The sequence below is a fragment of the Pseudomonas sp. S5D5 genome, assembly GCF_003013355.1.
GTDB classification, from domain to species: Bacteria; Pseudomonadota; Gammaproteobacteria; order Pseudomonadales; family Pseudomonadaceae; genus Aquipseudomonas; species Aquipseudomonas aylmerensis.
In genome coordinates this window covers 2,072,423-2,084,377 of record NZ_PTEO01000001.1, presented here as the reverse complement: position 1 = coordinate 2,084,377, position 11,955 = coordinate 2,072,423, and the positions used below count along the sequence as shown (strand labels likewise).

Below are 11,955 nucleotides of genomic sequence, written 5' to 3'. Positions count from 1 at the left end.
AAACGTTGCGCGGTTTCGCCCAAGCGCACATTGACCGGCCTGAAACATCCCGCCCCCCATTGTGTTTTAGCCGCCGTTGCCCTCAACTAAGCGCCCTCCCTCTCTAGCGAGTATCGACAGTGGAACGTTATGAATCGCTGGTCATCGGCCTGGGCGCCATGGGTGCCGCCACCGTGTACCAATTGGCCAAGGCCGGGGTAAAGGTCGCCGGCATCGACCGTCACCATCCGCCCCATACCTTCGGCTCCAGCCATGGCGACACCCGCATCACGCGGCTGTCGGTGGGTGAAGGCGCCCAGTACGTGCCCATCGTGCGCAACTCGCACCGTATCTGGCGTGAGCTTGAGGCCGCGTCGGGGGAGGCATTGTTCGAACAATCCGGGTTGCTGGTACTGACCTCCCGCGATGATTTCGACCCCAGCGATGAATCGGACTTCACCTTGCGCACCATTGGCCTGGCGAACACCTACGGCATCGAACATGAAGTACTGGACGCGGCGCAGATTCGCCAGCGCTTTGCGCAATTCGCCCACGTGGCGGACAGCGCCATCGGCTACTACGAACCGGGCGGCGGCTTTGTGCGGCCAGAGCGTTGCATCGAGGTGCAGCTCCGGTTGGCTGAACAGCACGGCGCCACGTTGTACAAGGGCGAGACCGTGACCGCTATCAGCGCGGATGAGCACGGTGTCACCGTGACCACCGACCAGCGCACGCTGCAGGCCGACAAGTTGGTGGTGAGTGCGGGCAACTGGGCCGGTGGCCTGCTTGGCGCGCCGTTTGATCAACTGCTCAAGGTGTATCGGCAACAGCTGTTCTGGTTCGAGCTTGAGCCGGGGGCCGACCTCGTGGGGAAATCACCGACCTACATCCTCACGCACGGCCAGGGCGAGGGCAATACCAACTACGGTTTCCCGGCATTGCCCGGCGAGGGCACGTTGAAGATTGCGACGGCGCAGTACCACACCGCGTCCACCCCCGAAACACTCGACCGTACGGTCTCGGCCGCTGAGGAGCAGGCAATGTATGCGCAGCAGGTACGAGGCCGTATTGCCGGGGTCACGTCCAAAGTCGTCAAGTCGGCGGTATGTGCCTACACGGTGACGCCGGATCACCATTTCATCATCGACCAGCACCCCACGCTGCAGCACACCCTGGTGGTGTCGCCGTGCTCGGGGCACGGCTTCAAGCACTCGGCTGCACTGGGCGAGGCATTTGCGCAGTGGTGTATCCGCGGTTCGAGCGACCTGGACCTGTCGGCGTTTTCGCTGAAGCGGTTTGCAGGCCAGGCATTAGCGCCGCAGTAAAGCGCTGGGGGCGAGGCGGATAGGCCTCGCCTGCGCTGAGTTTATTTGGCAAACGCGTACTCGCCGCCCTGCTCCACAGCCTTGCGGTACGCAGGTCGCGCCTGGAAGCGCTGCACCCACGCCGCCAGGTTCGGGTAGGCCTGGAGCTTGCCCTGGGCCTTGGCGATTTCACCGATGAAGCTCATCTGGATATCCGCGCCGCTCAACTCATCGCCGACAAGGTAAGGCGAATCCGCCAGCACATCGTTCAAATAGCCCAGGTAGTTGGCCAGCTCCGACTCGATCCGTGGGTGCAACGGCGCGCCCGCCTCACCCAGGCGGCCGACGTAGAGGTTGAGCATCAACGGCAGCATCGCCGAGCCTTCGGCGAAGTGCAGCCATTGCACGTACTTGTCGTAGGTGGCCGTGGCAGGATCGGGCTGCAGGCGACCTGCGCCGTGGCGGCGGATCAGATAGTCGATGATCGCGGCGGACTCGATCAGGACCAGCGCGCCGTCCTCGATCACCGGGGATTTGCCCAGCGGGTTGATGGCCTTGAGTTCCGGCGGCGCCAGGTTGGTTTTCGGGTCACGCTGGTAGCGCTTGATCTCGTAAGGCAGGCCCAGTTCTTCGAGCAGCCACAGGATGCGCTGTGAGCGCGAGTTGTTGAGGTGGTGGACCGTGATCATGGCAAGCTCCGCAGGACGAGAGTGAGGGGTGTCTAGAACAAGACTACGCCGTCGCCGTGGAGTGCCCTGAATCAAACAGTATTGCATTCATGCCAAACCTGAGGATAACTGAGGGCCTTGCCTTCACTTGGACAGCTCGCCATGTTTGAACTCACCGCGCTCGTCACCTATATAGCCGTGGTCATCGGCCTGTTCCTGATCCCCGGTCCTGCCGTGTTGCTGGTGATCACCCGTACCGTCCAGGGCGGACGCAAGGCCGGTATCGCGACCGGGCTGGGGGTGGCCACGGGCGACCTGATCCATACGCTCGGCGCGGCGCTGGGTTTGTCGGCGATCCTGATGACCTCTGCCACCGCGTTCAATCTGGTGAAATGGGCGGGTGCCTGTTATCTGATCTACCTGGGCGTGCGCGCGTTCATGGCCAAGACCAGCGCCTACGCACGGACAGACCTGCCGCAGGTGACGCCGACGCAGGCGTTTTTCCAGGCGGTGGGCGCCGAGGTGCTGAACCCGAAAACCGCGATTTTCTTCCTGGCCTTCCTGCCGCAGTTCGTCCACCCGCAATCCGGCTCGTCCCTGCTCCAGTTCGTGGTGCTGGGCCTGATTTTCTCGGGACTCAGCGCGGTCTACACCAGCCTGATTTCACTCTCGATTCGCCCCTTGAGCCGCATGATCAAAGGCCTGGCCCGGCTGCGTCGCTGGGAAGGCAAGATCATCGGCACGCTGTTCATGGGCCTGGGGCTGAAAATCGCCCTGCAACAGCGCTAGACAGACGTGATCAGCCATTCATCATGGCCCACAACGACGCGCCGACACCGGTGATGCTCTCCCCCGCAATCAACCCGGCGGCGGCGGTAATGGCAAAGCGTTCGGTGAGACTCGCCCAGCGGCGGCTCACCAGCCAGGTGAGGATGGCGCCGAGCGCCATCATCAGTGACACCGACGCCGGCAACACAAAGGCCAGGCCCAACGCAGCAGCGCTGGGCAGGTAGCGGGCCCGCTGGGTAGACAGTGTGCTGTCGAGAATGCCCAGCAGTACGCCAACCAGGCCCGCGATGGCGATCGCCCAGCGGATGCTGGTGGACAGTGACTCCAGGCCATGGGTCAGGGTTTGCGCCACGGCTTTCCAGGTGGCGACCGCCGGCGCCGGCCATTCTTCCGTGAGCAGCATGGCGTGCGGGTCCGGAATCAGTGCCAGGTAGGCGAACACCCCGACGATGCTGCCGATGAAGATCCCCAGGATCTGCGCGATCACCTGCTTGTGCGGCGTGGCGCCAATCGCCTTGCCCACCTTGAAGTCGTTCATCAGATCCGTGCATTGCCCGGCCGAGCCGCCGGCGGTGTTGGCGCTCATCAGGTTGATCGGCACCTGGCCGGGCGCGACGATGCCAAAGCTCAATTGAGACAGCTGCCCGATGGCGCCGATCGGTGGAATACCGGTGGCGCCCACCACCCGCGCGGCCACGGCGGCCAGGCAGATCGCCAAGGGAATCGTCAACAATGCCATCCACAGGTTGATGCCGAACAACACCGCCTGCAGGCACACGACCAATACGATCGACAACACGAACCCCGCAGCCGGCCCTGGCCGGGGTACGCTCCAGGTGCGCCCGCCCGCCGCCTGGGTGGCGGCGCGCAACGCCCACAAGCGAATCGCCAATGACGCCAAGGTGGAACACACCATCAGGCTCACGCCCGGCCACAGCAACCACTCCACCAACGCTGCGAACTGCGGGCCACTGCTGTCGGCCGGCAACGTCACCAGGTGCTGCGCCAAAAGCCAAGGGCCGAGGCCGCCCCACGCGAGCAAGGCCCCCAGCAACAGGGTCAGGCCCACGCGAATACCGATGATGCCGCCAAACCCCACCAGCAGTAACGACGGGTCGGCGGTGAAGGTCAGGCGCTCCAGCGATGCGCTCGGCGCCCAGCGCGGGATCGCCCACCAAAACGTGTCCACCCACTTCACCAGCCCCGACACCAGCGCGGCGCCGAGCAGCACCTTCAAGCGTGTCGCGGCCTCGCGCCCGTGGTTGTAGATGTGCAAGAGGGTTTCGAGGGTGGCCATGCCTTCGGGGAACTTCAGTGCCTTGTCATTCAGCAACGAGGGCCGCAGGTACCAGGCGATCCAGATCCCCAGGAAGCTCACCGAGAACACCCAGGCGATCATCGGCAGCGCGTCCAGCTGGTTACCGGTCAGCAGCGTGTAGGCCGGGATCGGCGCGACCAGCCCACCGGAGATGATCGACGCCGCTGCCGAGGCGACGGTCTGGTTGATATTGCTCTCGTGCAACGTCCACGGCAGTGGCTCGGCGGTGCGCCGGGCCAGGCCTTGCCAGATGGCATAACCGACCAGCAGGGCAATGATCGACATGTTGAACGACCAACCGATCTTCAACCCGGCGTACACATTGGAGGGCGTCAGCAGGATACCGAGCACGCTCCCGGTGATCACGGCGCGCAGGCTGAGTTCGCGTTCGACAGGGCCGCACGGAGGCAGCGTTGGCGAGGTTGCAGGCATGCGGATTCCTTTCGGCAAGGGAACAGGGCGACCTAACAAGTGAGCCCTGTATCCACCGAAGGTTCAGGTGGCGAACATAACCGGGGGCGGAAAACACCGCTGCTGTGTCGCGGGCGGGGTTACTCGCGAACGCGGCGGGTCAGTGAGGGAGGCGGTGGCTGACCCGGCGCATTCGCGGGCAAGCCCGCCCCCACACCGGATCAGGCCAGGCGAAACCGCGCGGTGTTGTCGCTCAAGGCCTGGCTGCCTTTGCTCAGGGTGTCCGCCGCGCGATTGACCGCACGCGCACCGTCCAGCAAGCGCCCTGCCGCCTGGTCGACCTGCTGGATATTGCCGCTGACTTCATCCGCCGTCGCCGCTTGCTCCTCCACCGCCGTGGCGATCTGCGCCAGGGTGTCGGTGACGTTCTGCACTGCGCCGGCAATTTCGCCCAGGCGCGTGCCCAGCCCGGTGACCGACTCGGCATCGGTCAGCGCCTGTTCGCACGCGGCGCCCATCAGGCTGACCGCCTGGCTGACCGTGGCACGCAGACTGTCCACCGTGCCGGCGATCTGCGCGGTCGAGGCCTGGGTGCGTTGCGACAGGCTGCGCACTTCATCGGCCACCACGGCGAAGCCGCGCCCCTGCTCGCCGGCGCGCGCGGCCTCGATCGCTGCGTTGAGCGCCAGCAGGTTGGTCTGCTCGGCGATGCCTCGAATGGTGTCGACCACCGATTGAATCTGCTGGCCCTGCTGGCTGACTTGCTCCAGCGCATCGGCGGTGTCGGTGAGGCGCTGGTTGAGCTGCTGGATACTGGCCGTGGTGCGCTGGCTGTCGCGGCTGCTGTCTTCGGCGATACGCCGCGTCTGCTGGGCACTGCCCGAGGCCTGTTCGCAACTCTTGGCGACGCCCATCGAGGTGGCGGCCAACTGGGTGGCCGCTGCGGCGATCTGGCTGATCTGCTGTTGCTGGTCCTCGACCTCGGTAAGGGTGCTGCCCGACTGCGTATTGAGGGTGAGCACCGCCGAACCGAGCTGCTGGGTTTCATGGTTGACCCCCAGCAGGCTGGTGCGCAACTGCACCACCGCGACGTTGAGCGCGGTGCTGATGGCGGCGAGTTCGTCGCGCCCTTCCACCGCCACTTCCACGCACAAGTTGCCGTCGCGCAGGGATTCGGCCAGCGTGGTGATGCCGCTGGCACTGCGGCGGATCGAAGCCTGCAGGCAGATGAACAGGTACAGCGCCGCCAATGCCAGCAGACTGAAGGTCGCGGCCACCGGAACGAATTTTTGCAGCGAGCGGTCGCGGTAGTAACCGAGGCGCGCGTCCAGCGACATCAGCGACTGGTTGCGCAGCGCGCCCAGGCCGTCGAGCATCGCGTCGACACTGCCCTCAAAGGCTGCGGTGTCGAGCTTGATGGTGCCGCCGAACACGCCGTCGTCGAGGACTTTGAGCTCATTGTCGAGCTGTTGCAGGCTGTTGTCGTATTGCGCCGTCCAGGGCTCCAGGCCGGCGTATTGCTTGGCTTTGAGCGACGCCGCGGCCTTGACCAACTGGTCGCGCGCATCGCCGATACGACCGCGCAAATCGCGCATCTGCAAACGGCTTTGCAGGGTGAACTGCCCCGAGGCGATGGACGACTGGCCGACACTGGCCATGCGGCCGATACGCTCGATCAGGTCGGGGCTGTGCTGGGTGGAAATCTGCATGAGCAAATAGGTTTCCAGCCATGGGTCGAGGATCAGGCCGGCGTCCAGGGTGATCTGCTCGCGCAGGGTTTGCATCGCGGTCAGGGCCGACGTAAAGCGGTCATATCCGTCCGGCCACCAGCCCACGGTGCGCAGCGATTGCGAGTCCATGCCCTTGACGGTGGCTTGCAGCGCCTCGAAGCGCGCCAGGGTGTCGGCGCTGGCGTTCTGGCTTTTCAGCGACTCGCCCAGGGCCTGCAGGCTTTGCAGGATCAGCGGGAAATTCGCATCGACCTTGTCCATCGCCGCCTTCGCCGTGGGGGTGGGGGCGTGCAGGATGTCTGCGGCCTTCCAGCGCGCCGCCAGGTTGCGCTGGGCGGTCAATTGGGCATCCAGCGCATCGAGGGCCAGCAGTTGCCGAACGCCGGATTGCTCGCTGGAAATCACGGTTAACTTTTCGCGATAGTCCGCCCCAATCATCCACAGGCTGCCCGCCAGGGGCAGCATGAACAGGAAAAACAGGATCTGGAATTTGCGCGCAAAGCCGAAACGCCCGAGCAGGCGGATACCGGGTGACAAGAGGCTGTGCATGTCCGACTACTCCCCAAAAACAACCCACGCGTACCGCGGTGGGCGAAGCCTTGAAATGACTAACGGCAAAATGCCATGTCATTGATTGGGAAGGCACTAGCAAGATACGGGCCGCAGGGAGCGTGCCCCGAAATAGACGGTGTGACGCACGAAGGCAGGTGAGGTGTGCGCGAAAATGGGGCAAAAGCACTCAAGGTCTGGGCACACCTGTAACAGTGAGCTATTTCACCAGCATGTACTGGCTGAAATTATTGATGTGATCGTCGAGGTTATCTTCAAGCATCATCCGGTACTGATCGCAGAAATACTTCAACATCGCCTCGCGCGCCTCGGCCATTTCCGCACCGGACTTGAAGTTGCGCGCACTCGCCCAGGCATTGAAACGGGTGGTGCCGAACATCATCGAGGCGCTGACCTCGCCGAGGTTTTCACAGGTCTTGAGTTGCTCGTTCGACAATTCGATATGCGCGTCTGCACGGTCATAGAAGGCTTGGTCAGTGGCGTCTGCCATGGCGGATGTCCAGGATAAGTGAATGATGGCCGCCATTGAACCATACCCCCCGCCCGCGTAGGAGCCCGGCCTGGCGCCAGCCTGCGCAAGAACACCACCGACAGCAGGCCCGGCGCCGACCAAAACGCATTAGGCCAGCAGCGAACTGATCCACCGCACCTGCCGCGCAACCTCCTGCACCTTCTCCTGCGACACTGCCTGCCGCGCCCGCTCGAAACTGTCCAGGGTCTTCTGCTTCTGGCGCAGCATGCGCTGCCACTTGGCCAGGAACTCCGGGCTGCGCGCCTGCATCTGCAGCGGGCCGAAATACAGCTGCTCAGCGGTATAACTCACCGGCGGGGCACGCTCGGCCACAATGATTTCGTAGTAGAAGCGGTTTTCGCGTAGCAGCTCTTCAGTGAGGATCGCGTAACCGTTGTCCATCAACCACTGACGCAACGGCTGCTCGCCGCCATTGGGCTGCAGGACCAGGCGCTCACGGCCTCTCAGGTGCGCCTTGCCACTTTCCAGGATGTCGCGAATCGTCTCGCCGCCCATGCCGCAGAGGCTGATCGCGGTGATCTGGTCCGCCGGCGTTATCGCCGCCAGCCCATCGGCCAGGCGCACGGTAATGTGCTGCTCCAGGCCATTCTCACGCACAGTGCGCACAGCCGCATGGAACGGCGTGGTCGCCACCTCCCCCGCCACCGCCGCCGAGATCAACTCGCGTCGCATCAACGCGACTGGCAGGTAAGCGTGGTCCGAGCCGATATCGGCCAGGCGCGCGCCAGCGGGCACGTTCGCCGCCACGCGCTCCAGGCGCATGGACAATGTATGTGGGTTCAACAGCTGTTCCTTATCAACACAAAATTACTCACCCGAAAACCGATCCCGACTGTTGGTCAGGTGCAGCACCATTGCGGCGCGGGCAGCGTCCGGGTCTTGGCGCTTGATCGCGTTGAAAATCGCCTCATGCTCCAGGTTCGCCAACTGCCCCAGTTGGGCAAAGTCCGCACCGCCACGCTCATCGCCCTTGAGCTGGGTGCGCGGAATCATCGCATTGCCCAGGTGCAGCATGATTTCGGTGAAGAAGGTATTGCCGGTGGCCTCGGCGATCAACTGGTGAAAACGCTTGTCCTCTTCGACGCAGCTGTCGTTGTTCGCCAGCGATGCCTGGTAATCGTCGAGCGCAGTGCGCATGTGCGCCAGGTGTTCGTCGCTCCTGCGTAACGCGGCCAGCGCAACCGCCTGCACCTCCAGGCCCAGGCGCAACTCGAGCATGTTGCGCACACTGGCAACCGTGTCCACGTGCAAACGCAGGCCTTGGCGGGCGTGTTGCGCCAGCACAAAGGTGCCAATGCCATGGCGGGTCTCGACCAGCCCCGACGCCTGCAGCTTGGAAATGGCCTCACGCACCACGGTGCGACTCACGCCATGCTCAAGGACGATGGTGGATTCCGACGGCAGCTTTTCACCGGGCTTCAACTGCCCGAGCAGGATGCGCTGGGTCAGCGCGTCGACCACGCCTTGGGCAAGGTTGTTGGAGCGTCTACGGACGGGCATTCCACTATCAATCGGCATCGTTGCAGGTCCACGGGGTTGGGCTGGTGCGAGCTTAACATCCCGCCCGGCGACAGGGCTGGGTTGATTTGTCTCGGTCCAGCTTGTATGACAACCAATCTTAGCCGCTAACTCACGCATCACCACCAGCGTCAGGCGCCCGCATCACTCCTGGGTACCTAAATCCTCTAAAAACCAAGTAAACACTGGCAAATAACCAAAATAACTGGTCGATCATCGGCCTTATAAGAACAAATTCACTCACGACCGCATTGCAGCCTCCGGAAAATCACTTGTATGATGTCTATCAACAAGACACGCAAACCCGCATAAAAATAAATCAGGGGGAGTTTTGAATTGTGAACAATTCAAGCCATGCATCTGCCACTCCAGAAAGTGATTCAGTCCTCGCGCGCGCCGTGAGCAAAGTGAAGGGCCACGTGCTCCCACTGTTCGTGATCATGTTCATCCTCAACTACATCGACCGGGTCAACATCGGCTTCGTGCGCACGCACATGGAGCACGACCTCGGCATCGGCGCTGCGGCCTACGGCCTGGGTGCCGGGTTGTTCTTCATCGGCTACGCGCTCTTCGAAGTGCCCTCCAACATGCTGCTGCAGAAGGTCGGCGCGCGCATCTGGCTGACCCGCATCATGTTCACCTGGGGCATCGTCGCCACGCTGATGGCGTTCATCCAGAACGAAACCCAGTTCTACATCCTGCGCTTTTTGCTGGGCGTGGCCGAGGCCGGGTTCTTTCCTGGGGTGATCTACTACTTCACGCGCTGGCTGCCGGGTGTGGAGCGCGGTAAAGCCATCGCGATTTTCCTCAGCGGCTCGGCGGTGGCCTCGCTGATCTCGGGCCCGCTCTCCGGCGCGCTGCTGCAGATCGAAGGGTTCGGCTTCCACGGCTGGCAATGGATGTTCGCCATCGAAGGCCTGGCCTCCGTGGCGCTGGGGTTCTTCGTTTGGTTCTGGCTCGACTCCAACCCCCACGACGCCAAATGGATGACCCGCGAAGAACAGGACGCACTGGTCGGCGCCATCGACCAGGAACAGCGCGAGCGTGAAGCCCTGACCACGGTCAAGCCGACGCTCGGCAAGCTGCTCAAGGATCGCCAGATCCTGCTGTTCTGCGCGTTGTACTTCTGCATCCAGCTGACCATCTACGCCGCGACGTTCTGGCTGCCGAGCATCATCAAAAAGATGGGCGACCTGAGCGATGTGCAGGTCGGTTTCTTCAACTCGATCCCGTGGCTAATCTCGATCATCGCCATGTACGCGTTCGCGTCGTTGTCGAGCAAGTTCAAGTTCCAGCAGGCCTGGGTCGCGGCCGCGCTGTTGATTGCCGCTGCCGGCATGTTCATGTCCACCACCGGCGGGCCGATCTTCGCCTTCGTGGCGATCTGCTTTGCGGCCATCGGCTTCAAGTCGGCGTCTTCGCTGTTCTGGCCGATCCCCCAGGGTTATCTGGATGTGCGCATCGCTGCAGCCGTGATCGCGCTGATCAACTCCATCGGCAACCTGGGGGGCTTCGTCGCACCGACCACCTTCGGCTTCCTCGAACAGACCACCGGCTCGATCCAGGGCGGCCTCTATGGCCTGGCAGGCACATCAGTGCTCGCCGCAATCCTGGTGTTCTTTGCCAAGACCTCACCGTCCGCCGTACTGGCCTCGCCCGGCGCTGTGCCCGTGGGCGCAGCCATCAGCAAACCTCTCTGACCTTATCCAGGAACGTGCCATGAATACCCCAGTAGTCACCCACTTCCAAGTCATCCCCGTGGCCGGCCACGACAGCATGCTGCTCAACCTGAGCGGCGCCCACGGGCCTTACTTCACGCGCAATATCGTCATCCTCAAGGACAGCAGCGGCCGCACCGGTGTGGGTGAAGTGCCCGGCGGCGAACGTATCCGCGAAACCCTGGAGGACGCGCGCAGCCTGGTGATCGGCCAACCGATCGGGCAGTACCAGCGCATCCTCAACCAGATGCGCAGCACCTTTGCCTCACGCGACGCGGGCGGTCGCGGCCTGCAGACGTTCGACCTGCGCATCACCATCCACGCGGTCACGGCGATGGAAGCGGCGCTGCTCGACCTGCTGGGTCAATTCCTGGAAGTGCCGGTGGCCGCCTTGCTCGGCGAAGGGCAGCAACGTGATGCGGTGAAAATGCTCGGCTACCTGTTTTATATCGGCGACCGCAACGCAACGAACCTGGCATATCGCAACGAGGCCGAGGCCGATGATGACTGGTTCCGCCTGCGCCACGAAACAGCCCTGACGGCGGAGGCCGTAGTCCGCCTGGCCGAAGCGGCCAAAGCCAAGTACGGCTTCAATGATTTCAAGCTCAAGGGCGGCGTGCTGAGCGGTGACGCAGAAATCGAAGCCGTCACCGCACTGGCCGAGCGCTTCCCCGACGCTCGCATCACCCTTGACCCGAATGGCGCGTGGTCATTGAAAGAAGCCATCCGCCTGTGCCGCGACCAGCATCACGTGCTCGCCTACGCCGAAGACCCATGCGGTGCCGAGAGCGGTTACTCGGGCCGCGAAGTCATGGCCGAATTCCGCCGCGCCACCGGCCTCAAGACCGCTACCAACATGATCGCCACCGACTGGCGCGAAATGGGCCACGCGATCCAGCTGCAATCGGTCGATATCCCGCTGGCCGACCCGCACTTCTGGACCATGCAGGGCTCGGTGCGTGTCGCGCAGATGTGCAACGAGTGGGGCCTGACCTGGGGCTCGCACTCCAACAACCACTTCGATATTTCCCTGGCGATGTTCACCCAGGTGGCCGCCGCCGCACCGGGCGACATCACCGCCATCGACACCCACTGGATCTGGCAGGACGGCCAGCGCCTGACCCACGAGCCATTGAAAATCGAAGGAGGCTACGTGAAGGTGCCCGCCAAGCCCGGCCTGGGCGTGGACATCGACATGGACGCCGTGGCCAAGGCCCATGAAGTGTACAAAGGCATGGGCCTCGGCGCGCGCGATGACAGCGTGGCGATGCAGTTTCTGATCCCAGGCTGGAGCTTCAACAACAAGCAACCCTGCCTGGTGCGCTAGGCACTCAAGACACACCCGCTCAATGCAGGAGCGGGCTTGCCTGCGATAGCAACTCTGAGGTGGCCTGCCCTACCGCCATCGCAGGCAAGCC

Annotated in this window: 10 protein-coding genes; 4 read left to right on the top strand and 6 right to left on the bottom strand. The window is 63.4% G+C overall.

Annotated features, from left to right (window positions below):
* Positions 1-119: 119 nt before the first annotated feature.
* Complete coding sequence (solA, locus tag C9990_RS09795; RefSeq protein ID WP_106803146.1) at positions 120-1,304, top strand: N-methyl-L-tryptophan oxidase; 1,185 nt, start codon at positions 120-122, stop codon at positions 1,302-1,304.
* Between the two features lie 41 nt (positions 1,305-1,345).
* Here the strand turns inward: solA and C9990_RS09790 are convergent, their stop codons facing one another.
* Positions 1,346-1,972, bottom strand: coding sequence for a glutathione S-transferase family protein (locus tag C9990_RS09790; protein WP_065904430.1), 627 nt, complete (start codon positions 1,970-1,972; stop codon positions 1,346-1,348).
* 141 nt (positions 1,973-2,113) lie between these two features.
* On the opposite strand from C9990_RS09790, the gene C9990_RS09785 reads away from it, so the two are divergent.
* A complete protein-coding gene (locus tag C9990_RS09785; RefSeq protein ID WP_106803145.1) occupies positions 2,114-2,740 on the top strand; it encodes a LysE family translocator in 627 nt (208 codons plus the stop codon).
* Positions 2,741-2,750: 10 nt separating this feature from the next.
* On the opposite strand, the gene C9990_RS09780 is transcribed toward C9990_RS09785, so the two are convergent.
* The 5 genes from C9990_RS09780 to C9990_RS09760 all read right to left on the bottom strand — a co-directional run bounded on the left by C9990_RS09780 (position 2,751) and on the right by C9990_RS09760 (position 8,819).
* Entirely contained in the window at positions 2,751-4,490 is a 1,740-nt protein-coding gene (locus C9990_RS09780) for an OPT family oligopeptide transporter (RefSeq protein WP_106803144.1), read from the bottom strand.
* A 200-nt stretch (positions 4,491-4,690) separates the two neighbouring features.
* On the bottom strand, positions 4,691-6,748 hold the full coding sequence (locus tag C9990_RS09775) for a methyl-accepting chemotaxis protein (RefSeq protein WP_106803143.1): 2,058 nt from the start codon (positions 6,746-6,748) through the stop codon (positions 4,691-4,693).
* A gap of 220 nt (positions 6,749-6,968) precedes the next feature.
* Entirely contained in the window at positions 6,969-7,259 is a 291-nt protein-coding gene (locus C9990_RS09770; RefSeq protein ID WP_065904424.1) for a DUF3144 domain-containing protein, read from the bottom strand.
* 129 nt (positions 7,260-7,388) lie between these two features.
* Positions 7,389-8,084: a tRNA (adenine(22)-N(1))-methyltransferase TrmK gene (locus C9990_RS09765; RefSeq protein ID WP_106803142.1), complete on the bottom strand. Its 696-nt coding sequence runs from the start codon at positions 8,082-8,084 to the stop codon at positions 7,389-7,391.
* A 24-nt stretch (positions 8,085-8,108) separates the two neighbouring features.
* Positions 8,109-8,819, bottom strand: coding sequence for a FadR/GntR family transcriptional regulator (locus C9990_RS09760; protein WP_106803141.1), 711 nt, complete (start codon positions 8,817-8,819; stop codon positions 8,109-8,111).
* Between the two features lie 338 nt (positions 8,820-9,157).
* Here C9990_RS09760 and C9990_RS09755 point away from each other — a divergent pair, with 338 nt between their 5' ends.
* Positions 9,158-10,519 (top strand): MFS transporter, encoded by a 1,362-nt coding sequence (locus C9990_RS09755; RefSeq protein ID WP_106803140.1) that lies wholly within the window; start codon positions 9,158-9,160, stop codon positions 10,517-10,519.
* A 19-nt stretch (positions 10,520-10,538) separates the two neighbouring features.
* On the top strand, positions 10,539-11,864 hold the full coding sequence (gene gudD, locus C9990_RS09750; RefSeq protein WP_106803139.1) for a glucarate dehydratase: 1,326 nt from the start codon (positions 10,539-10,541) through the stop codon (positions 11,862-11,864).
* The last annotated feature ends 91 nt before the right edge of the window (positions 11,865-11,955 follow it).